Origin of the sequence: Microbacterium arabinogalactanolyticum (genome assembly GCF_030268005.1) — a bacterium.
Classification (GTDB): domain Bacteria; phylum Actinomycetota; class Actinomycetes; order Actinomycetales; family Microbacteriaceae; genus Microbacterium; species Microbacterium arabinogalactanolyticum.
On the sequence record NZ_BRZC01000007.1, the window covers coordinates 1202006 to 1225860 of the forward strand.

The following is a 23855-nucleotide window of genomic DNA, read 5'->3' on the forward strand; positions in this document are numbered from 1 at the left end:
CGGACGCCGGCGACACGTCGGCGACCGTCCATCTGAGAGAGAAGAAGAATGAACCGCGACGAGATCATCCAGCGCGATGGAGACGCATTCCCCGGCGAGAGCTACACCACTGCCGTGCTCCGTCCCGCCTACGACCAGGCGAAGCGGATGCTGCTGCCGTCGATGATCGAGATCCACCGTGCGCACCTGGTGATGCTGCACGAGGCGGGGATCCTGAACGACGCGGATGCCGCGGTGATCGCGCGCTCGATCGACGAGCTCGACCTCGACGCCCTCGCCGCCAGCGAGTACAACGGGCAGTTCGAGGACCTGTTCTTCACCGTCGAGCACGAGATGATGCGCATCGGCGGCGAGGTGACCGGCAGCCTGCACACGGCCCGCAGCCGCAACGACATGGGGATGACGCTGTACCGCATGGTCATGCGCCGTCAGCTCCTGCGGGTGCTGGATGCCGCCGGCGAGCTGTACGAGACGCTCGTGCGCCTGGGCGCGGAGCACGCCGACACCCTGTCGTTGGAGCACACCCACACCCAGCCCGCGCAGCCGTCGATCCTGGGGCATCGCTTCCTCGCGATCGCCGACGTGCTCGGGCGCGACATCCGCCGCGTACAGCAGGCCTACGAGAGCCTGGACTACTCGCCCATGGGCGGGGCCGCCCTCACGGGCACCGGCTTCGGGATCGACCGCGACCACATGGCGCGCCTGCTGGGCTTCCGCGGTCTGGTCGAGAACTCGTACGACGCGGTCGCCGCGACCGACTACATCGCGCACTCGGCGATCGCCCTGCAGCTCATGGCCATCGACACCGGGCGCAGCTGCGTGGACTTCCTGACGTGGTGCACGGCCGAGTTCGGCCTGTACCGGGTGGCGGCCCCCTACGTGCAGATCTCGTCGATCATGCCGCAGAAGCGCAACCCCGTGTCGATCGAGCACTCCCGATCGCTGCTGTCAGCCGCATCCGCGAGCGCCGCGACGGTCCTGACGATGATGCACAACACGCCCTTCGGCGACATCGTCGACACCGAGGACGACCTGCAGCCGTACGCATGGCGCGCGGTCGAGACGCTCACCGACGTGCTGCACCTGCTGACCGGCGTGCTCGGCACCATCCAGGTGAACACGGCGGTGATGCGCGAGCGCGCGCTGTCCTCGTTCGCGAACGCGACCGAGCTGGCTGACACGCTGGTGCGCGACGGCGGCCTGACGTTCACGCAGGCGCACACGATCGTCTCCCGCATCGTGCGCGAGGCGGATGCTGCCGGGATCACCGACATCCGCTCGATCGACCCGGCGCGCGTGCATGAGGTGACGACCGAGGTCGCCGGACACGACGTGACGCTCACGCCCGAGGACCTCGCGCGCGCACTCGACGCCGACAACTTCGTGGCCGTGCGCACCTCCACCGGCGGCGCGGCTCCGAGCGAGGTCGCCCGGATGGCCGTCGCGCGCCAGGAGACCGCGCAGGAGCTCCGCCGGTGGCGCACGGACGTCCGTGCGCACCTCGACGCCGTCTCCGCTGACCTCGTCACGGCGGCGTCAGAGCTTCGAGCGTGACCGCGGCGGAGGGTGCGGGCATGAACGTCCTCGGCATGGACTTCGGCGGCACGAAGGTGGCGCTCCGCGTGGAGACCGCTGACGGGCGGGCCGACGAGGCGCGGCTGCGCATCGCGCGCGGGGAGCCGGCGCACAGCGTGCTCGACCGCGCCTTCGACTGCGCGCGCGAGCTCGTCGGACGCCATGGAGGCATCGGGGCGATCGGCGTCTCCACGCCCGGCATCGTGTTCGAGGATCGCGTCGAGCTGGCTCCGAACGTGATCGGATGGTCGGATCTCGAACTGGGCGCACGGCTTCGTGACGCCTTCGCGGTGACCGCTCTGACGATCGAGAACGATGTGAAGGCGGCGGCTCTCGCGGAGTGCCGCGAGGGGCGCCTCCGCGGTGTGGACATCGGCCTGTACGTGAATCTCGGCACGGGGATCGCGATCTCGCCGGTGATCGGCGGCGCGGTGCTCCGGGGCGCGCACGGTGCGGCCGGCGAGGTCGGCTACGGCATCGTGGGCCCCCTCCATGAACGCGGGCGTCCGGTGATCACGCTGGAGGAGTTCGCCGGCGGCCTCGGACTGGACGGACGGGTGGCCGCCTCGTCCGAGGTGACGGCGACGGACACCGCCGAGCTCATCGCGGAGTGCGCCGATTCGGATGCGGCGGCACGGATGTGGGCCGAGGCCGTCGACGAGATCGCGCGGCACCTCATCACGGCGGCGCTGACGGTCGACCCGTCTCGCATCGCGATCGGGGGCGGCATGACGCGGGCGGGCGGAGCCCTGCTCGACCCGCTGAGCGCAGCCCTCCACAGGACGCTCCCCTACCCTCCCGAGGTGGTGCTGTCGGACTTCGGGCCGGACGCCTCGCTGCGTGGTGCCGTGATGCTGGCGCGGGAGGCCCAGGGCGCGCGTTAGCCCCGATCCGGACTTATTTTCCGCCGTTGACGACCCGCGCGCCGACCAGTGGAATGGGAGCAACACTTATTTCTGTTCAGAAAATAAGTGTTGCTCCCCCTCTCATCGACGGCATGGAGCGCCACATCGAGGTGCGCCCGTGTGAAAGGTCTGGTCCCCAATGAACGATCTTCAGGAAATCTCCGGCTTCTCCCTGACACGCCGGAACCTGTTCAAGGCGGGAGGCGCCTTCGGCATCGCCGCCGCCTTCACCGGCGCACAGGTCTCGGGGCTCACCGCCGCTGAGCAGGCGCTCGCGGGCGCCCCGCGCGACGCGATCAAGCTCAACGTGCTCTTCATCGGCGCCCACCCCGATGACGAGGCGGGGAACCTCGGTGTCTTCGGTCAGTGGAACGAGTACCTGGGCATGAAGGCCGGCGTCATCACCGTGACCCGCGGCGAGGGCGGAGGCAACGCGGTCGGCCTCGAGGAGGGTCCGCCCCTCGGCATGATGCGCGAGGCCGAGGAGCGCAAGGCGGTCGGCTACGCCGGCATCGAGAACGTGTTCAACCTCGACGGCCTCGACTTCTACTACACGGCGAGCGCGCCACTGTCGTATCAGGTGTGGGACGGCGCCGCCGTGCTCAGCCGCATCGTCCGCGTCGTGCGCGCCACCCGTCCCGACGTCATCGTGACGATGAACCCGTCGGCCGTCGAGGGCAACCACGGCAACCATCAGCAGGCCGCCATGTTCGCGGTCGAGGCCTACCTCGCCGCCGGCGACCCGCAGCGCTATCCCGAGCACTTCGCCGAGGGCTTCGAACCCTGGCAGCCGCGCCGCATCCTGCGCTCGGGCGCCAACGGCACGGGTGCGGCGGGCGAGGGCGGCGTCGCCGCGGGCTACACCCCGACCGTGGCCTCCGACGTCGTGTTCGGCTGCTGGAACGGCACACCGAGCCAGCGCAACGGCAAGCGCTGGTCGGAGATGCTCGACCTCGCGCGCTGGGCGTACGTCACGCAGGGCTGGGCCGAGTTCGCGCCGGGCACGACGGATCCGGCGAAGATCGCGAACTCCTGGTTCACGGTCATCCACTCCCGCTCGCCGCTCGCCGACCCGCGCTCCGGCGGCGACGCGGCGCTGCGCGGCGCCGCCCTGCCGATCGAGGGCGGCCTCCCGTTCGGCACCCTGATCGACGTGCGGCCCGCGCGGTTCGAGGTCGTCGCCGGGCAGGACGTCGAGATCCAGGTGACGGTGACCGCCCCCGCAGACGCGAAGCTCCCCGCCGGGCGGCTCGCACTCGGAACTCCGGCCGGATGGTCCGCCGGCGGCGCGGTCGACGTGCCCGCGCTGAGCCGTGGCCGGTCGCACCAGGCGACGTTCCGGGTCACCGCTGGAGCGGATGCCGTCACCGGCGCCCAGGTGAAGGTGGACGCCACGCTCACCGCGGGCGCGGCGAGCGGAACGACGTTCGCGCAGCTGCGCGTCGCCGGCGCCGTGGAGGCGACGATCCGCCCGCTCGACGAGATCCAGGAGTTCCGCTCCTGGACCGACGGCCTGGGGATGAAGCAGCTCGACGTGCTCGTCCCCGAGCTGTTCGCCGTCGGCCAGGGACGCACCCGCACGCTCGACGTGATCGTCGAGAACTTCTCGGCGCAGAGTCGCTCCGGTTCCGTCTCGCTGACGCTGCCGGCCGGGTTCACCGCGTCGCCCGCCCAGCAGCCGTACTCGGGGCTCGCGGCCGGGCAGACCACCACCGTCAGCTTCGAGGTGACCAACACCGACACCTCGATCCCCACCGCGAACCGCGCGCCCAACAAGGGCAGCTGGCCCGTGAAGGTCACCGCGTCCAGCGAGGTGGGCACCGCCGAGCGCGCCGTCACCATGAACCTCGTTCCGACATTCGCCGTGCAGCGCGCAGCATCCGCACCGGTGATCGACGCCGTCCGCGGCGATGGCGAGTACCCCGGCGAGGCGATCCCCGTGGACACGATCTGGGACGGCAGCCCGATGGGCGGGACGAACCCGTCGATCAGCGCGAAGACGTGGATCACCCATGACGACGCGAACTTCTACCTGTTCATCTCGGTCGTCGACGACGTGCGCGGCACGATCCTGCCCGCCTCGGACAACAAGCGCCAGCGCCGCACGGACTCGGTGGAGATCTACTTCGACCCCCGCGGCACCGCGGGCAACACCGCCCAGACCTTCATCGCGGGAATCATGCCCTCGATGGACTCGATGACGGGTGCGCCCGGCGTCGGCCGCGACCGCGACAACTGGCAGGGCGAGGCTGCGATCACCGCACCCGGGATGCAGGTCGCGGTGAAGATGGCGCCGACCGCGGCCGAGTACACGGGTTACGACATGGAGGTGAAGATCCCGTTCGCGGTGCTGCCCGACAACCTCGACCCGCAGCACGTCGGCTTCAACGTGGTGATCAACGACTCCGACACGCAGAACAAGGCGGCGCAGAACCGCGTGGGCTGGTCGACGTTCCCCGGCATGCGCGCCGACCCGTGGCGCTGGGGCATCATCACCCTCGACGGCGTCCAGGACGCCGGCTCGAAGCCGAAGAAGCCCACCCTCCCCGACACCGCGGCACGGTCCGTGTCGTCGCCGCAGTCGATCCTGCAGTCCGCGGCCGATCAGGTGCCGCTCGGCGGGTTCTCACCCGCCGATCACGCTCTGAAGGTGCTGAAGTCCTCGATCTCCGGAGGTTTCGTCACGCTCAAGCTGCAGACGCCGCGGGCCGGCACGGCGCGCGTGTTCCTGTGGGACGGCGCTCAGGTGCTGGGCAGCGCGGAGGTGAAGCTGGCATCGGGAGCCTCGGATGTGCGGTTCTCCGCGCGCACGGCGGCCACCGGCGACGGCAGCAGCCTCACCGGCACCAAGGCCTCGCCGGTCCTCGCTGTCTCGTTCGAGACGAGCAGCGGCGTATACGCCGCCCGGGCCCCGCTGGGCGGCCGATCGGCCTGACCGGATGCGCGGAACGCCGCCTCCCGTGAAGAGAGGCGGCGTTCTGCATCGGCGCATCCACCCCGGCCCGCCCATCGCGACAGATAGGCTCGCCCTCACACGCTGATCCGCAGAGAGCCGGGCCGACATGGAATTCCTTCTCATCATCTTTCCGATCCTGTACATCCTCGCCGGTGCCGGCCTGGTGTACGCGGTGATCCGCTTCGCGATCGTGCACGCGCTGCGTCAGGCACGGAACGAGGCACGCATCGAGCGCCGCGTGCCTAAGGCGGCAACCTGGCTCGACGAGGATGAACGCCGACTGCTGGATGTGTCGAACGCCTCCCAGGACGGCACGAGCGCCGGCCACTGACATCCGCACCCGGAGACGCACCGGGTGCAGAATGGCCGGGGCGCGCTAGTGCAGCCCACCGTCCGGTTCTGTGACGCGCCAGGCGTGGAAGGGCACCGTGAGGCCGGCGCGCGTGGGCGCGCAGATCATCGGCCCCGCCTGCGCCACCGCATCCGGCGGGAAGGGGACGACACGCACCAGCTGGAGCTCACCGCCGTCGACGGATGCGCGGACGGTGAGCGCATCGCCGGCGCGGCTCACCCGGACGAGGATCCGACGGTCAAGCCAGTCGGGCACCGGGGCGAGCGACCAGTCCGACATGCCGTCGGTGACGACGGCCCCGAGCTGCGGGCGGCCGTCCGCGTACTCGACGCCGGCCTTGATCCAGTGGTCCTCGCGTGCACGGATGAAGACGCCGGCCTGATCGAACTGCTCGGAGAACGCCGCCGTGAACTCGACCTCGACCGCGCTGTCCTGCGCGAACGGCGCCAGAAGCGCGTGCTCGCTGTCGTGTACGAACCCGTACGAGGTCGTGCGCCAGGCGTCGCTGCCCTCCTGCGCCGTGACGAGCAGGTCGGTGCCGCTCTCGACGGCGGACACCGGCGCGTGCGTCCAGCGGCCTTCGGCCCAGGGGATGTCCATTCCTGCTCCTCCGATCGTGTCGTCCCGCCTCATCAGTCGACGAGCAGCGCGGGCTCCTCGAGGATCGAGGCCACGTCGGCGACGAACCGGCTCATGCCGTCGCCGTCGACCACACGATGGTCGAAGGACCCGGCGACCGTGGTCACCCAGCGCGGACGCACCTCGCCGTCGACGACCCACGGCTTCTGCGCGATGGTGCCCATGGCGATGATGCCGGCCTCGCCGGGGTTGATGATCGGGGTGCCCGCGTCCATGCCGAACACGCCGATGTTCGTGATCGTGATGGTGCCGCCCTGCTGATCGGCCGGGGTCGTCTTGCCCTCACGGGCCGTGAGAGTCAGGCGGTTCAGGGCGCGGGCGAGGTCCTTCATGCCCAGGTCCTGCGCGTCCTTGATGTTCGGCACCAGCAGACCGCGCGGCGTGGCCGCCGCGATGCCGAGATTCACGTAGTGGCGCACCGAGATCTCGGCGCCGTCGGCCGTGTCGACCCAGGCCGCGTTCACCATCGGGGTGCGGCGCGCGGCCCAGATCACGGCGCGGGCCATGATCAGCAGCGGCGAGACGCGGATGTCGGCGAAGTCGGGCGACGCCTTCAGGCGCTTGACGAGCTCCATCGTGCGGGTCGCGTCGACCTCCTTCCACACCGTCACGTGCGGCGCGGAGTACGCGCTCTGCACCATGGCCGAGCTGGTCGCCTTGCGCACGCCCTTGACCGGGATCGATTCGGTCCGGTCGTCGGGACGGATGCCGCGGGCGAGGCCGACCGGAGCGGATGCCGGGGCGGGCACGGTCTCCTCGCGCACGTCGCCCCACTCCGGGGTCTGGATGTTGCGGAAGACGCTGGCCTGCTCGGCGTGCTTCACGACGTCGTCGCGGGTGACCTCTCCGTCGGCGCCGGTGGGTGTGACCTCGGTCAGCTCGACCCCGAGGTCGCGCGCGAGCTTGCGGATCGGCGGCTTGGCGATCACGCCGACGGAGGAGCGCACCGGGCGTTCGGCGGGCTTGCGCCTGCGGGAGGTCGCGCCTCCCCCGCTGCCGTAGCCGACGAGCACCGAGCCGCTGCCCTCATCCGCGGCGGGGGCTGCGGGCGCAGTCGCGGGCGCGGCACCCGCAGCATCCGTGACGAAGGTGATGATCGGCGACCCGACCTCGACCGTGACGCCTTCGGCGACGAGGATCTCTCCGACCGTCCCGGCGTGCGGCGAGGGCAGCTCGACGAGCGACTTGGCGGTCTCGATCTCGCAGATCACGTCGTTGATCGCGACGGTGTCGCCGGGCGCGACCTTCCAGGTGACGATCTCGGCCTCGGTAAGGCCCTCGCCGACGTCGGGAAGGGTGAAGGTCTGGGTGGTCATGGTTTCCTCCGTACTCCGGGGCACTTCGACAGGCTCAGTGCCCCGGGCAGCGTTCAGTAGGCCAGCGAGCGATCGACGGCTTCGAGGATGCGGTCGGCATCCGGCAGGTAGACGCCCTCGAGCTTCGCGGGCGGGAAGGGCGTGTCGAAGCCCGAGACGCGCAGCACCGGGGCTTCGAGGGCGTAGAACGCGCGCTCCTGCACGGTCGCGGCGATCTCGCTGCCCAGGCTCGTGAAGCCGGGCGCCTCCTGCGCGTAGACCATGCGTCCGGTGGAGCGCACCGAGTCGAGGATGGGACCGTAGTCGACCGGCGAGAGCGAGCGCACGTCGACGACCTCGCAGCTGGTGCCCTCAGCTTCGGCGAGCGCTGCGGCCTGCAGCAGGGTCGTGACCATCGCACCGTGCCCGACGAGGGTGACATCCGTGCCGCGGCGCACGATCCGCGAGGCGTGCAGCGGAAGCGCGGAGCCGGAGAGATCCACCTCGCCCTTGGGCCAGTAGCGGCTCTTGGGCTCCATGAAGATCACCGGGTCGTTCGACGCGATGGCCTCCTGGATCATCCAGTAGGCGTCGTTCGGCGTGGAGGGCGACACCACCCGCAGGCCCGGGGTGTGCGTGAAGTACGCCTCGGGGCTCTCCTGGTGGTGCTCCACCGCGCCGATGTGCCCACCGTAGGGGATGCGGATGACGATCGGCATCGACAGCGCACCCTCGTGCCGGTTGGTCATCTTCGCGAGCTGCGAGGTGATCTGGTCGAAGGCGGGGAACACGAAGCCGTCGAACTGGATCTCGCACACCGGTCGGAAACCGGCCATGGCCAGGCCGATCGCCGTGCCGACGATGCCGGACTCGGCGAGAGGGGTGTCGAGCACGCGCCGGTCGCCGAAGTCGCGCTGCAGGCCCTCGGTCACCCGGAAGACGCCGCCGAGCTTTCCGATGTCCTCGCCCATGAGCAGCACGCGCGGGTCGTTCTCGAGCGCCTTGCGCAGCCCGGCGTTGAGCGCCTTCGAGAAGGGCATGGTCTCCAGGGTCATGCTGCGCCTCCCTCGAAGGATGCCTCGTACTGCTCCAGCCACGCCTTCTGCTCGGCGATCAGCGGATGCGGTTCGCTGTACACGTGGTCGAAGATCGCCCCGCGTCCCGGCGCGGGGAGCTCCACGGTGCGAGCGCGCAGATCCTCGGCAGCATCCGCGGCCTCGGCATCCACCCCGGCGAAGAACGATTCGCCGGCGCCACGCCCCAGCAGGAACGCGCGCATGCGCTCGATCGGGTCGCGCTGCGCCCAGCGCTGCTCCTCGTCGGAGCCGCGGTACTTGGTGGGGTCGTCGCTGGTGGTGTGCGCGCCCATCCGGTACGTGACCGCCTCGATCGCGCGCGGGCCGAGCCCGGCGCGCGCCTCGTCGAGCAGGGCGCGGGAGACCGCGTAGCTGGCGAGCACGTCGTTGCCGTCGACGCGGACCGAGGGGATGCCGTAGCCGGCGCCGCGCCCGACCAGGGGCACCTTGGACTGGGTCTCGACGGGCACAGAGATCGCCCAGTGGTTGTTCTGCAGGAAGAACAGCACGGGGGCGTCGTAGCTGGCCGCGAACACCATCGCCTCGTGCACGTCGCCCTGGCTGGAGGCGCCGTCGCCGTAGTAGACCACGACGGCCTCGTCGCGCTCCGGATCGCCGGAGCCGGTCTTGCCGTCGAAGGCGAGGCCCATGCCGTAGCCCGCGGCGTGCAGCGTCTGCGAGCCCAGCACCAGAGTGTAGATGCGGGTGTTGCCGTTCTTCGGGTCCGTCGGATCCCAGCCGCCGTGCGAGAGGCCGCGCATCAGCTTGATGATGTCGACGGGGTCGACGCCGCGGATGCGGGTGACGACGTGCTCCCGGTACGACGGGAAGATCGTGTCCTGCCGGCGCGCGGCGTGGGCCGAGCCGACCTGGGCCGCCTCCTGCCCGCGGCTCGGCGGCCAGAGGGCCAGCTGGCCCTGCCGCTGCAGGTTGGTGGCCTGGGTGTCGATGGCGCGGATGATCACCATGTCGCGGTAGAACTGCTCGAGCTCGGCGTCGGTCAGGGCGTCGATGAGCGGCAGGTACTGCTCGGATGCCGGCGACGGAGCGAATGATCCATCCGCTTCCAGGACGCGAACGAGGGGTGCTTCGGTCGTGGTCACGGCTCCACGCTACCCACGTCGGCATGCCCCGTCACGCATAGTTCGGGGGCCCTAGTAAGTGGCCGGGATCTGGATAAATGCGCGCGCTCAGCGCCCGTGGGCCTGCGCGAGCCTCTCCAGCGCCGCGGCGATCGCATGCCGCGGGGCGGCGAGGTTCATGCGTTCGAACCCCTCGCCCTCGGGGCCGAACATGGCGCCCTCGTCGAAGAACACCAGCGCCTCCTGCTCGTGGATGCGCTTGAGCTCCTCGTGAGTGCAGTCCAGCCCGCGGAAGTCCATCCACTGCAGGTAGGTGCCCTCCAGGTCGTAGACGGTGACCTCGGGCATCCGCTCGGCGAGGAACGACCGCACCAGCTCATGGTTGCCGTGCACCAGGTCGATCAGGCCGTCGAGCCAGCCCTCCGCCTTCGTGTACGCCAGCCGGCACGCCTGGAATCCCAGGGCGTTCAGCGTGAAGAATCCGGTGCGGCTCTGCTCTGCGGTGTACTTCTCGCGCAGCTCGGGATTCGGGATGACGATGTTGCTGGTCGCCATGCCTGCGAGGTTGAACGTCTTGCTGGGAGCGGTGCACACGATCGTGCGCGCGGCGGCATCCTCGTTCAGCGTGGAGAAGACGGTGTGCCGGATGCCGGGCATCAGCAGGTCGAAGTGGATCTCGTCGCTGATGACGGTGAGGTCGTGGTCGCGGGCGATGCGCCAGACGGCCTCGAGCTCCTCGCGCTCCCACACCCGGCCGGTGGGGTTGTGCGGGCTGCAGAACAGCAGCGCGGTGGTGCGCGGGTCAGCGGCCTTCGCGGCGAGGTCGTCGAGGTCGAAGCGCCAGCGGCCGTCCTGCAGCACGAGCGGGTTGCGCACGACGACGCGGTCGTTCCCCTCGATCGCGCCGAAGAACGGGTAGTACGCCGGGGTCTGCACGATCACGCCGTCACCGGGCGCGGTCACGGCACGCACGGCGGTGTTGAACGCGGGGACCACGCCCGGCGCCAGCACGATCTGCTCGCGATCGACCGTCCAGTCGTGGCGCCGCTGGAACCATCCGGTCACGGCATCCCAGTAGTCATCGGTCGCGACCGTGTAGCCGAGGACGACGTCGCCGAGGTGGTCGCGCAGCCCGTCGAGGATCTCAGGGGCGAGCTTCAGATCGAGGTCGGCGACCGAGAACGGCGAGATGCCCGCAGGCACGTCCGGATTCGCGGTCAGCATGTGCTGCCACTTGGACGCACCGGTGCCGGTCCGGTCGACGACCGTCTCGAAGTCGTACGTCATGCACGCACCTGCGCCGCGGCCACGGCGAGCACCTTGTCGAGCGATTCCTCCTCGCCGACGGAGATGCGGATTCCGTCGCCCGAGAACGGCCGCACGATCAGGTCGGCGGCGTCGAACGCCGCGGCGACCTCATCGGTGCGCTCGCCCGAGGGCAGCCACACGAAGTTGGCCTGGCTGTCCGGCACGTCCCAGCCCTGCGCGCGGAGGCCGGCGATCAGGCGGGTGCGGCGCTCGACGATCACGGAGACGCGCTCGCGCAGCTCCGCCTCGGCGTCGAGGCTGGCGATGGCGGCGCGCTCGGCGGCGCTGGTGACCGACAGCGGGATGCCGGTGGTGCGGGCCGCGTCGAGCACGCGGGGGTGGCCGATCGCGTAGCCGACGCGCAGGCCGGCGAGGCCGAAGGCCTTGGAGAAGGTGCGCAGCACGACCACGTTCGGGTGCTTCTCGAACACGCGCTCGGCGAGACCGTCGACGGCGTCCGGGGCGGTGACGAACTCGGCGTAGGCCTCGTCGAGGATGATCAGCACGTCCTGCGGCACGCGCTCGACGAACGCCGCGAACTCGGCGCTCGTGACGATCGGGCCGGTCGGGTTGTTCGGCGTGCAGACGATGATCACGCGGGTGCGGTCGGTGACGGCATCCGCCATCGCGTCGAGGTCGTGGCGTGCGCCGGGTGCGAGCGGGACCTGGATGCCGGTGGCGCCGGCGACCAGCGGAAGGCTGGGGTACGCCTCGAAGGAGCGCCAGGCGTAGATGACCTCGTCGCCGACCGACGAGGTGCCGAGCACGAGCTGGTGCAGGATCGAGACGGAACCGGATGCCACGTGCACGGCGTCGGCGTCGACACCGAACTTCTCGCCCAGGCGGGCGCGCAGCGCCCCGGCGGTGGCGTCGGGGTAGCGGTTGATCGGCGTGGTGTGCGTGAGCGCCTCGAGCACCGAGGGCAGCGGCTCGAACGGGTTCTCGTTGCTGGAGAGCTTGAAGGCGTTCGCCCCCGCCTGCTTGCCCTGGCGGTACGGCGGCAGGGCGGCGATCTCGGGGCGGATGCGGGGCAGGATGGGCTCGGTCACGGAATCAGTCTAAGGAGGCGGAACCGGAGGTGGCGACGGCCGTCTCGGGCGGGGACGCGCGGAGCTGAGGATCGGGCCGTCGCGGATTCTGCGACGAACTGTCATCCCGCAGCGACGCATCCCGTGGGACGATCGACAGATGCGATTCATCATCCGCGTCGTCATCAACGCCTTCGCCATCTGGGTGGTCACGCTGATCCCCGTGCTCGGGGTCGTCGTGCGGCCGTTCGCGCCGGGCGAGACCCTGCAGCTGGTGCTCACCCTGCTCGCCGTGGCGGCGATCTTCGCCCTGGTGAACTCGATCATCGGCACCATCATCAAGGTCGTCGCGTTCCCCCTCTACATCCTCACGCTGGGGCTCATCTCGTTCATCGTGAACGGCTTCCTGCTGTGGCTGACCGCCTGGATCACCAGCGGCTTCGGCTGGGGGCTGAGCGTCGAGTCGTTCTGGTGGGGCGTGGTCGCCGCGATCATCATCTCGATCATCAACGCCGTCTTCGGTGCGATCCTGCGCCCGCAGAAGAAGCGACAGCGCAGCTGAGGCGGGAGGGTGCGGCGGATGCCCGGTCACGGGCGCTCAGCGCTGAACTCCATCTGCTCCACCGAGACCGCCTCACCGAGTTCGGCGAAGTACCTCTCGCGCAGCGCGCGCATGCGCGGGTCCTGCGAGGCGTCGGCCTGGCTCGCGGTCTCCACGTACGGCCCGTACAGGTGCGGATCGATGGGGCTTTCCCTGGTGCCGTCCCGCTCGATCGTGAAGCTGTCGGGGGACCCCGTTCCGCCGGCGGCACCACCGAGGGCCAGGCCGTTCACGGGGTCGGCGCCGTTCTCGAGCCTGATGAGCGTCTGATCCGGCGCGAGTGCCGGATCCACAGGATCGCCGGCGACGATCACGGTGCCGACCTTGTACGGACTGTCCATCGCGACGTGAGAGGCGATCATCGCGCCCTGCGAGTACCCGACCAGATCGACCTTGTCGCCCGGCCGCGCACCAGCGGCGGCGATCGCCTGGAGCGTCGCCTCATGAGAGGCCGCATCGCGGCGTTCCATGTACATCTCCCAGTCCGAGACGGAGTCCCAGGGCTCCTTCGTTCCCGGTTTCATCTCGCGTGTGCCGTCGATGTAGGCGACGAACCTGGTCGATCCGTCCTTCATGGTGTACTTCTCCACCGCCACCTGCCCCGTGCTCTCGTAAGGCACGCGCGTCATCATGTCCTTCAGCCCCGCGGCCGGAGCGACCGGCTCCGACCGGACCATCGAGACGTTCACGGGCGGTGGGTCCCCCTGCAGCCTCGTGCCTGCGGGGAGAAGGCCGCGATCGGACTTCAGCGCGAGATCACGCAGGAACCCCATCGTCGAACCCACCGGCCGCGACGTCAGCCAGGGCGTGAGGAAGATGTAGAACGCCGGCGACACCACGGCACCCAACACGCCGACCGCGGCGAGCGCGTCGTCCCAGGACTGGTCTGTCAGGCCCTCGAACCGGCCTCCTTCCCACGCGGCAACGAGCTGATCCGCTCTCATCTCGACATCGGGGTACGAGGCGATCAGCGCGTCGATGCGGTCCTGCAGCACCTTCTCCTCGGCTGACTCGCCCACTCCGAGTGCTTCCTGCTGCGCCCGCAGCTCGACCAGTTCAAAGACATCGGCCATGAGAAGAGTGCCGGTCGCCGCCTTCCCCGCGTCCCCCGCGTGCACCTCCAGGCGGTGCTCGCGGGAGGCCAACTCGGCAAGCCGTATGCGCAGGGATGGCTCCGACACCGACTCCAGCACGTGCTGGGTGCGCCGGACGATGTCGAGCGCGCGGACGAGCTCCCACGAGAGTGTCTCCAGGCGCTCGCCGATACCGCGGAACGCCTCCGAATCGACACTGATCGCACCGCCCGATGTGATGTTCACGCCGCCGCTCATGCCAGCGCCGTCCGTGCGATCTGATCACGCAGGAACCTCAGTTCATCGCACTCATCCCGTAGCCCGGAGCACAGATCCGCCAGAGCCCATCGCAGGGCCCGGACGCCCTGGTTCTCCCATCGCGCGTCGTCGACGAGCCGCCCCGCCTCGATCGCGGCGTCCCCCACCGCCTCCGTCGCGTCGTCGAGAAGCCTGAGCGCCGAGAACACCGCCCACAGGTCTTCGCTCGCCAGGCCCTCGGCCGCTGTGATCGTCTGCATGCCTCCAGGGTGCGTGCCGACGGGCATCCGCTCCGGCCGGAAACCCACCCGCTGTGGACAACTCCCCCTGCCTGACGATTGGGGAGAGAAGTCGATACCGGCAGAATGGACGCATGACCGACTCGGATCCCTTCCGCGTCATCTTCGTCTGCACGGGCAACATCTGCCGATCCCCGATGGCCGAGGTGGTGCTCCGCGCGCTCGCCGAGCAGCGCGGCCTCGGCACGCGCGTGCTCTCCCGCAGCGCAGGCACCGGCGACTGGCATCTCGGCGAGCGCGCCGACCAGCGCACCCTGGAGTCCCTGTCCCGACGCGGCTATGACGGCTCGGCCCATCGGGCGAAGCAGTTCAGCGCAGCATCCTTCGCGGAGAACGACCTGATCGTCGCCCTGGATCGCACGCATGAGCGCATTCTCAAGGCCTGGGCGCGCACCGACGACGACGAGGGCAAGGTCACCCTGCTGCGCGCCTTCGACCCGCATGCCTCGAGCATGGACGTGCCCGACCCGTACTACGCGGGCCCGGCGATGTTCGATTCGGTGCTGGCTATGATTGAGACCGCGACGCGTGGCCTCTTCTCGCAGCTCGAACCGGCTGTGCGCGCCCCTCGTACGACGCTCCGCCCGCTGCGGAGCCCCGATCAGGAGGATCTCCCCTGACTTCTCAGCCCGCTCTCCCCGCCCCTCCTCTTCCGGCCCAGCCGCTCAGCCCCCTGGACGGCCGGTACCGCGCCTCCGTCTCCGGGCTCGCCGACTTCCTCTCCGAGGCCGGGCTCAACCGCGCCCGTGTCGAGGTCGAGGTCGAGTGGCTGATCGCCCTCACCGATCGCTCGCTGTTCGGCACCACTCCCCTGTCGGATGCCGACAAGGAGCGCCTGCGCGCGCTGTACCGCGACTTCGGGCAGGCCGAGATCGACTGGCTCGCCGAGAAGGAGGCCGTCACCCGTCACGATGTGAAGGCCGTCGAGTACCTGGTGCGCGACCGCCTGGCGACGCTGGGCCTGGACGCCATCGCCGAGCTCACGCACTTCGCGTGCACCAGCGAGGACATCAACTCCGCGTCCTACGCGCTGACCGTCAAGCGCGCCGTCGAGGGCGTGTGGCTGCCTGCGCTGGACTCGGTGATCGCCAAGCTCCGTGAGCTGGCCGTGGAGCACGCGGATGCCGCGATGCTCTCCCGCACGCACGGACAGCCGGCCACGCCGTCGACCATGGGCAAGGAGCTCGCCGTCTTCGCATGGCGCCTGGAGCGCGTGCGCGGCCGCATCGCGGCATCCGAGTACCTGGCGAAGTTCTCCGGCGCGACCGGCACCTGGTCGGCGCACCTCTCCGCCGACCCCGACGCCGACTGGCCGACGATCTCGCGCGAGTACATCGAGGGTCTGGGCATCGACTTCAATGTCCTCACCACCCAGATCGAGTCGCACGACTGGCAGGTCGAGCTGTACGACCACGTGCGTCACGCCGGCGGCATCCTGCACAACCTCGCCACCGACATCTGGACGTACATCTCGCTGGGCTACTTCGCGCAGATCCCCGTCGCCGGTGCGACCGGATCGTCGACCATGCCGCACAAGATCAACCCGATCCGGTTCGAGAACGCCGAGGCGAACCTCGAGCTGTCCGGTGCGCTGCTGAACTCGCTGTCGCAGACACTGGTCACCTCGCGGATGCAGCGCGACCTGACCGACTCGACCACGCAGCGCAACATCGGCGTCGCCTTCGGCCACTCGCTGCTCGCGCTGGACAACCTGCGCCGCGGTCTGGACGCGATCTCGCTGTCGCGCGACGTGCTGCTGGACGATCTCGACCACAACTGGGAGGTCCTCGCCGAGGCCATCCAGACCGTGATCCGTGCGGAGGTCGTCGCCGGCCGCTCCACCATCACCGACCCCTACGCCCTGCTGAAGGACCTCACCCGCGGACACCGTGTCGGTGCGGCCGAGCTGGCGGAGTTCGTCGAGAAGCTGGAGATCGGGGATGCCGCGAAGCAGCGCCTGCTCACGCTGACCCCGGCCACCTACACGGGCATCGCCGAGCAGCTCGCACGCTGACGCCGAGTCGATGCGCTCCTTCGAGGTCACCGCGGCACGGCTTCCGCAGACGCGCCTCGGAACCCGGTACGCGGTCGCGCAGGTCGACGACTTCCTCGACGAGGCGGCCGCCGCACTGACGTGCTGGGAGGGCGGCACCCCGTCCGCCCTGCACGCCGATGACGTCGTGCACAAGGAGTTCCGGTCGGTCGCACTCTTCGCCGCCGGCTACGACGCGGACGCCGTCGACGATCTGCTCGATCGCGTCGCGGTGCAGCTGCGCGAGTACGAGCCCGGCGCACAGCTCCAGGCCGACCAGGAGCGGCAGGACGAGCGCCAGGTGCGCGGGATGCTCGAGAGGGCGCAGCAGGAGCTCCGCGACAAGCGCGGCGAGGCCTGAGGCACACTGCACGCGCAGCACGGATCAGAAACGCCTCCCCACCCTCAGGCCGGATCAGAAATGCACCCCTGCGCGCGATGGCGGAAGCATTTCTGATCCACGCCGCGTCCCCCGCACGGCTCAGGCGTCGACGGCGACCGGATCCCGCGGCATGAAGAGCAGGGCGACGAGCGTGATCGCGGCGGTCACCGCCGCGCCGATGAACACCCAGGTGGATGCCGAGATGATCGTCGCCGGATCCTGAGGGCCCGCGCCCTGCGCGATGACGGCGTTCGAGATCGCACCGAGCACGGCCACCCCGACCGCGCTGCCCGCTGAACGGGCGAACGTGTTCATCCCGGTCACGGCGCCGCGCTCGCCCCAGCCGACCGACGCCTGCGCGGCGATCAGCACCGGTGCGGACGCCCACCCCAGTCCGAAGCCGAGCACGAACGCGATACCCGCCAGCAGGTACACGTTGGGCCAGGGCCCGCTGACCGCCAGCCCGATCGCCGCGATCGTCGCCGTGCACATGCCGATCAGGGCGGTGCGGCGGAATCCGATGCGCAGGTACAGGTGCCCGACGTTCGCCGCGGCGAGCGGCCACCCCAGCGTGAGAGCCGCGACGGCGAGACCGGAGAGCAGCGGGGCGATGCCGAGCGAACCCTCCAGGTAGGCGGGCGCGAAGCTCGTGACGCCGATCAGCAGCGCGCCGATCCCGAACGACACGATCGTCGTGCTGAGGATCAGGCGCCGTCCGATAAGGGAGAAGTCGATGATCGGCTCGGACGCCCTGCGCTCCACGAACGCGAAGATCACCAGCGCCACCGCTCCCCCGCCGAAGCAGATCGCGCTCGGCACCGAGACCCACGCCCACGCGCTGTCACCCTCGAGCAGCCCGAGGATGATGCCGGTGAGACCGATCGTGAGCAGGGCGGCACCGCCGAAGTCGATGCGGTGCCGACGGGGCTGCTTCTCCTCGTGGTAGCGGCGCACCAGCATCCATCCGGCGAGCGCGCACAGCGGGATGTTCACGAAGAAGATCCACCGCCAGGCATCCAACTGGGCGAAGATGCCGCCGAGCGCCGGTCCCACGACCGAGGCGATGGCCCACACGCTGGCGAGGTAGCCCTGCACCTTGGCGCGCTCGGGAACCGTGTAGATGTCACCCACGATCGTCATCGACATGGGTCCGACCGCGCCGGCGCCCAGTCCCTGCACGATGCGGAAGATGATCAGCCACAGCATGCTGCCGGCGAACCCGCACAGCACGGAGCCGAGCAGGAACAGCGCGATGCCGAGCAGGATGATCGGCTTGCGCCCGAGCATGTCAGCGAACTTCGCGTAGATCGGCACGCTCACGGCCTGCGCGAGCAGGTAGACCGAGAACAGCCAGGGGAACTGCGTGTACCCGCCGAGGTCGCGCACGATGCTGGGCACCGCGGTGGCGAGGATGGTCGCATCGATCGCGATGAGCCCGGTGGCGAGCATGAGCGCACCGAGGACGGGTCCGCGCTCGGATCGCAGTCCGACGGTGGCGCGATCGACAGAGGCGGTCATAACAGGGTCAAGTCTGCCCCCATGCCCGGTATTCCCGATGTCGCGCTGGTGGGAGCCTGCCGAGTGCACCGATTCTCGCCGAGTGCACCGCCCGGCCCCGCGAACACGTGGTGCACCCGACGGGACCCGGTGCACTCGACGTCGTCGCGACACAACCGTCGCTATGGCGGATCGCCATGGACTCGGGGATGCTGGAGGACATCGGATGCGAGGAGGCGGACATGCGCAGGGATCACCGCTCCGCACGCCTCGCCGTCGCGACCGCGGGCGTCGCCGCGATGCTCGCCCTCGCGGGCTGCACGGTGTCCTCGACACCGTCGCCGTCGTCTTCGGAAGGCTCGAGCACCCTGGCCACGGGCCTGCAGGCACCCTGGTCGATCGTGGTGCTCGACGACGGCGGCGCCCTCATCTCGCAGCGCGGCGACGGGAAGGTGCTCGAGGTCACCGCCTCCGGCCAACTGCGCACGGCAGGCACCGTGCCCGGTGTCGTGTCCGGCGGCGAGGCGGGGTTGAACGGCCTGGCGGTGCGGGAGATCGACGGCATCCGATGGCTCTACGCGTACCACGCGACGGAGGAGGACAACCGGGTGGTGCGGATGCCGCTCAGCGGGGAGCCGGGATCACTGAGCCTGGACACCGGCCAGGTCGAGGACGTGGTCACGGGCATCCCGCGCGCGGCCAACCACGACGGCGGGCGCATCGCGTTCGGCCCGGACGGGATGCTGTACATCGGTACCGGCGACGCCGGACAGCGCGAGCGCGCCCGGGACCGCGCATACCTGGGCGGCAAGATCCTGCGGGTCACACCCGATGGCGAGCCCGCACCCGGGAACCCGTTCGGCACTGCGGTGTACTCCATCGGGCACCGCAACGTGCAGGGCCTCGCGTGGGACGACAGCGGCGCCCTGTGGGCGAGCGAGTTCGGACAGGACACCTGGGACGAGCTGAACCGCATCGAGGCGGGCGGCGACTACGGCTGGCCGGACCACGAGGGCAAGGCGGGGGCCGCGGATGCCATCGATCCGATCGCCGTGTGGAAGCCGGCGGATGCCAGCCCCAGCGGCATCGCGATGGTGGACGGCACACTGTTCATCGCGGCGCTCCGCGGTGAGCGGGTGTGGGCGTTCGACCCGTCGCATCCGGAGACCGAACCCTGGCGGGCGCGGTTTACCGAGGAGTACGGGCGGGTGCGGGACGTCGCGGCGGGTCCGGGTGGCAGGCTCTGGCTGCTGACGAACAACACCGACGGGCGGGGTCAGCCGCGGGAGGGCGATGACCGGCTCGTGCAGCCGGCCTTCGTCGAGGGCTGAGCCTCAGGCGCCGGAGGCGCCGGGCTTCTCGGTGCCGTCGATCCCGGCATCCGCCCCCGCATCGCCCCCACGGGACTTCTTCTGCTTGGGGTCGAGGAGCACCGGCTTGTCGATGGTCTTGGTGACATCGGCAGGGTTCACGGCGAGCATCAGCATCGCGAGCACCAGCAGCGTGACGATGAAGCAGATCCCACCCACGACGAGGCCGAGGGTGAACGGCGGGAGGTCGCGATACGTGCCGTTCGCGATGGCGCTGTTCACGCGCGCGGTGAATCCGCCGGTGGAGAAGATCGTGACCAGCGCCGCGAAGACGCCGCATGCCAGGGCGATGCCCAGCAGGTGCAGCGGGCGCAGGATCTCGCGTCGCGTCGGCTTCTGGTCGGTCATGCGTGTCCTCCATGTTCGGCCAGACGGTCCGCGTCGGTGCCGGTCTCGGCATCCGCCGTCTTCTTCGTGCCGGGGGTGAGCCCCGCGATGCCGAGGAAGACCGCGACGATGGCGGCATAGCCGCCGAACAGCCCCACGCCGATGATGATGCTGGTCAGAGTAGAGGTGACACCGCCGGCGAGCACCGACTCCTGCACGAACCCGGCCGGCACCAGCGCCAGCAGCAGGGCGAGCAGCAGCCCGAGGCTGCCGACGAGCATCGCATCCCGGGCGCCGTCGGTGCCCTTGGAGCGGATGCCCGCGATGAGCTCGACGAGTCCGGTGGCCGCAGCCCAGGCGATCACGAGGGTGAAGAACAGGCCCTCGGAGCGCAGCCCCGGAATGCCCCCGAACATCCCCGCCGCGAACGAGACGGCGGCGATGATGACAGACGGCCAGCGGTGGCCGCTGGGATGCACGATGATCGCCGCGAGCAGGTGAACGAGACCAGTGGAGAGCGCGAATCCGGCGAACACCGCCAGCCCGACGAATGCCGAGTGGTCGGGCGAGAAGGTGATCATGACGGCGGCCACAGCCGCCAGGGCGGCACGGGTCAGCTGCACGTGGCGTGCAGTGAAAGTGCGGGTGGCGGCGGGCATGACAGTCCTCGGATCGGTGGCCCTGCCAGTCTACGCCGGGAGGCTATGAGCCCACCCGTCACGGGCGCGGAGGGGACCGGCCATCCGTGCACCGCCTCCGCATTCTGCTGTGGGCGGAAGAGGTGGATCCTCGTCGGCGCCCGTGCCTACCGTGGGCCATGGCCTCGATCCTTCCGTTCCGCTCGCCCCGCACCCCTCGTCAGCCCGAGCCGTTGTGGCGCGAGCTGCTCGGCGCCGAGCTGCGCCGGCTGCGCCACGAACGCGGTGACACCCTGACCGAGACAGCGGAGGCCGCCGGCGTCTCGCCGCAGTACCTGTCGGAGATGGAACGGGGCCTGAAGGAGCCGTCGAGCGAGATGATCGCGGCGGTCGCCGGCGCACTGGACTCCTCGCTGCTCGAACTCACCAGCGCGGTCGCGCAGGGCCTCCGGCCCGCCGAGCCCGCCGCGCAGCCGGCCACCGGTGGGGCGTTCGCCCTCGCCGCCTGAGGCATCCGGCCGCACGCCGGGCATCCGCGGCATCCCCGATCCCGGTCCGTCGCGGTCGCGGCTCCACGCCCGCAGGGACACCTGCACGGCGCGGGAACGGATGCACGACGATCGGGGCGTTCCCGTCGTGCATCCGTTCCCGGATCGTGCATCCGCACCCGGCCGCAGGTCATCACCAGGACCCGGCGGATGGGATCAGCGCGGCGCGAGCACCTGGTCGATCAGGCCGTACTCCAGCGCCGTCTGCGCGGTGAAGACCCGGTCGCGGTCGGTGTCGGCACGCAGCGCCTCGACGGTGCGCCCCGTGTGATGCGCGAGCACCTGCTCCATCTCGGAGCGCACGCGCACCACCTCGTCTGCGGCGAGGATCAGGTCGGGCACGGCCCCGCGGGTCTGCGCCGCCGGCTGATGCAGGACGATGCGTGAGTGCGGGAGCGCGGATCGCATGCCGGGGGCGCCGGCTGCCACGAGCAGCGCTCCGACCCCGATCGCCTGGCCCACGCACGTGGTCGTGACCCGCGGGCGGATGTGCTGCATCGTGTCGTAGATCGCGAGAGCCGCGCTCGGGTCTCCCCCAGCGCAGTTCACCGAGAGCTGCACGTCGCTGTCGGGGCTGTCCGCGTCCAGGTGCAGCAGCTGGGCGATGATCGTGTTCGCGACGCCGGCATCCACCTCGGTGCCGAGGTAGACGATCCGCTCCGAGAGCAGATGCGAGTAGACGTCCATGATCCGGTCGCCGCGCGGGTTCTGGGCGATGACGTTCGGGATCGTGTAGCCGCTCATCGCGACTCCTCCTTCGCAACGACCGCATCGGCGCCGTCAGCGCCGAGTCCGATCCGCGCCCGGCGCCGCGGGAACACGTCGGCGAGCGAGGTGACGACGCCATCGATGAAGCCGTACTCCAGCGCCTCGTCCGCGGTGTACCAGTGGTCGTGCAGCGAGTCCTCGAACACGCGCTCGCGCGGCTGCCCGGTGTCGTCGGAGATCAGGCCGATCACGGTGTCGCGCATGTGCCGCAGGTCGTCGGCCTGCACCTCGATCTCGACCGCGGAACCGCCGATGCCCGACGACCCCTGATGCAGCAGGATGCGGGAGTGCGCCAGCGCCCGCCGCTTGCCCTTCGTGCCTGCCGAGAGCAGGAACTGGCCGGCGCTGCAGGCGAGCCCCAGTGCGACGGTCGCGACGTCGTTGGGGATCGCGTGGATGATGTCGCGGATGCCGAGCATGGCCGGCACCGACCCGCCCGGCGAGTGGATCCAGAGTGCGATGTCGGCGGCCGGATCCTCGGCGGCGAGGCTGAGCAGCTGGGTCATGAGCAGGGTGCCGTTGTCGTCGTCGAGCGGTCCGTCGAGCACGAGGACGCGCTCGTGGAACAGCGCGCGGCGCGCCTCGGCGCCGAACTGCGGGATGGGCTTGTCATCGGTCATGGCTCCAGCGTGCGCCGGGCGGGACACCGCTGTCGCGGGTATCCGCCCCGGGCGGATCCGCCGTGGGCGGAGCAGCGGATGCCCGGCGGAGCATCGGATGCCCGAGATCCTCAGCATCCGCCCCGCGATCCCGGCATCCGAGGAACACCTGCACGATCCGGGAACACCTGCACGACCGGATCGCGGGATCGACCGTGCATCCGTTCCCGGATCGTGCATCCGTTCCCGCGTCTGCACGCCTCCCGGATGCGGGAGAATCGGCTGTGCCCTCGAATCTCCGCTGGATGCGGCTGCGCCCGCAGGAACTCGCCCTCATCGCCATCACGGCGGTCTGGGGCAGCACGTTCCTGCTCGTGCACTGGGCGATGCAGCACTCCGATCCCTGGTTCTTCGTGGGTCTGCGGTTCCTCGTGGCCGGGCTGGTCAGCATCCTGATCTTCCGCCACTCGCTGCGCGGGATGCGCTGGACCGACATCGCCGCGGGGGCCTCGATCGGCGTGATGATCTACGGCGGCTACGGCCTGCAGACCCTGGGCCTGCAGACCATCAACAGCAGCACCTCGGCGTTCCTCACGGCGCTGTACGTGCCGATGGTGCCGTTCGCGCAGTGGATCTTCTTCCGCAAGCGCCCGCCCGCCATGGCCTTCCTCGGCGCAGGTCTCGCCTTCGTCGGACTGCTGCTGATCGCCGGGCCGGACGCGTTCTCGCTGTCGCTGGGCGTCGGCGAGACGGTGACGCTGATCAGCACCATCCCGATCGTCGGCGAGATCATCCTCATCAGCGTGTTCGCCGGTCGCGTCGACCTGGGGCGCATCACCATCGTGCAGCTGCTCACCGCGGGCCTGCTGGGGCTCGCGACCATGCCCTTCGTCGGCGAGAGCCTCCCCGCCTTCGACTGGGCGTGGGTGATCGCCGGCGTCGGCCTGGGCATCGCGAGCTGCATCATTCAGCTGACGATGAACTGGGCGCAGAAGTCGGTCTCCCCCACGCGCGCCACCATCATCTACTCGGGCGAGCCGGTGTGGGCCGCCGTGATCGGGCGCATCGCCGGGGAGCGCCTGCCCGCGGCCGCGCTGGTGGGCGGCCTGCTGGTGGTGCTGGGCATCCTCGCCAGCGAGCTGCGGATCGTGCGGCGCCGCAGCCGGGGCGGATCCGGAGAAGGCCATACCCCCATTCGGGGGTGAACTCCCCCGCTCTTCGGGTCGAAGATGGAGGGATCGAGCAAG

At 70.3% G+C, this 23855-nt stretch carries 24 protein-coding genes; 11 read left to right on the plus strand and 13 right to left on the minus strand.

Going from position 1 to position 23855, the window contains the following annotated elements:
* Window positions 1–48: 48 nt before the first annotated feature.
* The 4 genes from argH (at window position 49) to MIAR_RS17250 (ending at window position 5767) form a co-directional block, all read left to right on the plus strand.
* Window positions 49–1554 (plus strand): argininosuccinate lyase, encoded by a 1506-nt coding sequence (argH, locus tag MIAR_RS17235; protein ID WP_285638407.1) that lies wholly within the window; start codon window positions 49–51, stop codon window positions 1552–1554.
* Between the two features lie 20 nt (window positions 1555–1574).
* Entirely contained in the window at window positions 1575–2459 is an 885-nt protein-coding gene (locus tag MIAR_RS17240) for an ROK family protein (protein ID WP_285638409.1), read from the plus strand.
* 160 nt (window positions 2460–2619) lie between these two features.
* Window positions 2620–5415, plus strand: a complete 2796-nt coding sequence (locus MIAR_RS17245) for a PIG-L family deacetylase (RefSeq protein WP_285638411.1) — start codon at window positions 2620–2622, stop codon at window positions 5413–5415.
* 127 nt (window positions 5416–5542) lie between these two features.
* Window positions 5543–5767 carry a hypothetical protein gene (locus MIAR_RS17250; protein ID WP_285638413.1) on the plus strand — a complete coding sequence of 75 codons (225 nt, stop codon included), beginning with the start codon at window positions 5543–5545 and terminating at the stop codon, window positions 5765–5767.
* Between the two features lie 45 nt (window positions 5768–5812).
* Here the strand turns inward: MIAR_RS17250 and MIAR_RS17255 are convergent, their stop codons facing one another.
* From MIAR_RS17255 to MIAR_RS17280, 6 genes are all read right to left on the minus strand, one after another.
* A complete protein-coding gene (locus tag MIAR_RS17255) occupies window positions 5813–6388 on the minus strand; it encodes a DUF1349 domain-containing protein (RefSeq protein ID WP_285638415.1) in 576 nt (191 codons plus the stop codon).
* 32 nt (window positions 6389–6420) lie between these two features.
* The gene (locus MIAR_RS17260) at window positions 6421–7743 is read right to left on the minus strand and encodes a dihydrolipoamide acetyltransferase family protein (RefSeq protein WP_285638417.1); all 1323 of its coding nucleotides are present in this window, start codon (window positions 7741–7743) and stop codon (window positions 6421–6423) included.
* Between the two features lie 53 nt (window positions 7744–7796).
* The gene (locus tag MIAR_RS17265) at window positions 7797–8777 is read right to left on the minus strand and encodes an alpha-ketoacid dehydrogenase subunit beta (RefSeq protein WP_285638419.1); all 981 of its coding nucleotides are present in this window, start codon (window positions 8775–8777) and stop codon (window positions 7797–7799) included.
* Window positions 8774–9901: a thiamine pyrophosphate-dependent dehydrogenase E1 component subunit alpha gene (locus MIAR_RS17270; protein WP_285638421.1), complete on the minus strand. Its 1128-nt coding sequence runs from the start codon at window positions 9899–9901 to the stop codon at window positions 8774–8776. Before MIAR_RS17270 ends, MIAR_RS17265 begins: the two co-directional genes overlap by 4 nt.
* 87 nt (window positions 9902–9988) lie before the next feature.
* Window positions 9989–11167 carry a MalY/PatB family protein gene (locus tag MIAR_RS17275; protein ID WP_285638424.1) on the minus strand — a complete coding sequence of 393 codons (1179 nt, stop codon included), beginning with the start codon at window positions 11165–11167 and terminating at the stop codon, window positions 9989–9991.
* Window positions 11164–12237 carry a histidinol-phosphate transaminase gene (locus MIAR_RS17280; RefSeq protein ID WP_285638426.1) on the minus strand — a complete coding sequence of 358 codons (1074 nt, stop codon included), beginning with the start codon at window positions 12235–12237 and terminating at the stop codon, window positions 11164–11166. The genes MIAR_RS17275 and MIAR_RS17280 overlap by 4 nt, the downstream gene beginning before the upstream one ends.
* Before the next feature lie 139 nt (window positions 12238–12376).
* Here MIAR_RS17280 and MIAR_RS17285 point away from each other — a divergent pair, with 139 nt between their 5' ends.
* Window positions 12377–12778 carry a phage holin family protein gene (locus MIAR_RS17285; protein ID WP_285638427.1) on the plus strand — a complete coding sequence of 134 codons (402 nt, stop codon included), beginning with the start codon at window positions 12377–12379 and terminating at the stop codon, window positions 12776–12778.
* A gap of 26 nt (window positions 12779–12804) precedes the next feature.
* Here MIAR_RS17285 and MIAR_RS17290 read toward each other — a convergent pair whose 3' ends face one another.
* Both MIAR_RS17290 and MIAR_RS17295 read right to left on the minus strand, forming a co-directional pair.
* A complete protein-coding gene (locus MIAR_RS17290; RefSeq protein WP_285638429.1) occupies window positions 12805–14136 on the minus strand; it encodes an alpha/beta hydrolase in 1332 nt (443 codons plus the stop codon).
* Between the two features lie 8 nt (window positions 14137–14144).
* On the minus strand, window positions 14145–14408 hold the full coding sequence (locus MIAR_RS17295) for a hypothetical protein (RefSeq protein WP_285638431.1): 264 nt from the start codon (window positions 14406–14408) through the stop codon (window positions 14145–14147).
* A 113-nt stretch (window positions 14409–14521) separates the two neighbouring features.
* Between MIAR_RS17295 and MIAR_RS17300 the strand changes: the two genes are divergently transcribed.
* From MIAR_RS17300 to MIAR_RS17310, 3 genes are read left to right on the plus strand one after another with little or no spacing between them, the layout of a single operon-like run.
* Window positions 14522–15067: a low molecular weight protein-tyrosine-phosphatase gene (locus MIAR_RS17300; RefSeq protein WP_285638433.1), complete on the plus strand. Its 546-nt coding sequence runs from the start codon at window positions 14522–14524 to the stop codon at window positions 15065–15067.
* Window positions 15064–16461: an adenylosuccinate lyase gene (gene purB / locus MIAR_RS17305; protein ID WP_285638561.1), complete on the plus strand. Its 1398-nt coding sequence runs from the start codon at window positions 15064–15066 to the stop codon at window positions 16459–16461. The genes MIAR_RS17300 and purB overlap by 4 nt, the downstream gene beginning before the upstream one ends.
* A 10-nt stretch (window positions 16462–16471) precedes the next feature.
* Entirely contained in the window at window positions 16472–16840 is a 369-nt protein-coding gene (locus tag MIAR_RS17310; RefSeq protein ID WP_285638435.1) for a DivIVA domain-containing protein, read from the plus strand.
* 120 nt (window positions 16841–16960) lie between these two features.
* Here the strand turns inward: MIAR_RS17310 and MIAR_RS17315 are convergent, their stop codons facing one another.
* Window positions 16961–18379, minus strand: coding sequence for an MFS transporter (locus MIAR_RS17315; protein ID WP_285638437.1), 1419 nt, complete (start codon window positions 18377–18379; stop codon window positions 16961–16963).
* Between the two features lie 221 nt (window positions 18380–18600).
* On the opposite strand from MIAR_RS17315, the gene MIAR_RS17320 reads away from it, so the two are divergent.
* Entirely contained in the window at window positions 18601–19689 is a 1089-nt protein-coding gene (locus MIAR_RS17320) for a PQQ-dependent sugar dehydrogenase (protein WP_285638439.1), read from the plus strand.
* Between the two features lie 3 nt (window positions 19690–19692).
* On the opposite strand, the gene MIAR_RS17325 is transcribed toward MIAR_RS17320, so the two are convergent.
* Both MIAR_RS17325 and MIAR_RS17330 read right to left on the minus strand, forming a co-directional pair.
* Window positions 19693–20076, minus strand: coding sequence for a hypothetical protein (locus MIAR_RS17325; RefSeq protein ID WP_285638441.1), 384 nt, complete (start codon window positions 20074–20076; stop codon window positions 19693–19695).
* Window positions 20073–20714 (minus strand): acyl-CoA synthetase, encoded by a 642-nt coding sequence (locus tag MIAR_RS17330; protein WP_285638443.1) that lies wholly within the window; start codon window positions 20712–20714, stop codon window positions 20073–20075. The genes MIAR_RS17325 and MIAR_RS17330 overlap by 4 nt, the downstream gene beginning before the upstream one ends.
* A gap of 158 nt (window positions 20715–20872) precedes the next feature.
* Between MIAR_RS17330 and MIAR_RS17335 the strand changes: the two genes are divergently transcribed.
* Window positions 20873–21202 (plus strand): helix-turn-helix domain-containing protein, encoded by a 330-nt coding sequence (locus MIAR_RS17335; RefSeq protein WP_285638445.1) that lies wholly within the window; start codon window positions 20873–20875, stop codon window positions 21200–21202.
* Window positions 21203–21397: 195 nt separating this feature from the next.
* Here the strand turns inward: MIAR_RS17335 and MIAR_RS17340 are convergent, their stop codons facing one another.
* Both MIAR_RS17340 and MIAR_RS17345 read right to left on the minus strand, forming a co-directional pair.
* Window positions 21398–21985 (minus strand): ClpP family protease, encoded by a 588-nt coding sequence (locus MIAR_RS17340; protein ID WP_285638447.1) that lies wholly within the window; start codon window positions 21983–21985, stop codon window positions 21398–21400.
* Window positions 21982–22629 carry a ClpP family protease gene (locus tag MIAR_RS17345; RefSeq protein WP_285638449.1) on the minus strand — a complete coding sequence of 216 codons (648 nt, stop codon included), beginning with the start codon at window positions 22627–22629 and terminating at the stop codon, window positions 21982–21984. The genes MIAR_RS17340 and MIAR_RS17345 overlap by 4 nt, the downstream gene beginning before the upstream one ends.
* A gap of 263 nt (window positions 22630–22892) precedes the next feature.
* On the opposite strand from MIAR_RS17345, the gene MIAR_RS17350 reads away from it, so the two are divergent.
* Window positions 22893–23813 (plus strand): DMT family transporter, encoded by a 921-nt coding sequence (locus MIAR_RS17350; protein WP_285638451.1) that lies wholly within the window; start codon window positions 22893–22895, stop codon window positions 23811–23813.
* The last annotated feature ends 42 nt before the right edge of the window (window positions 23814–23855 follow it).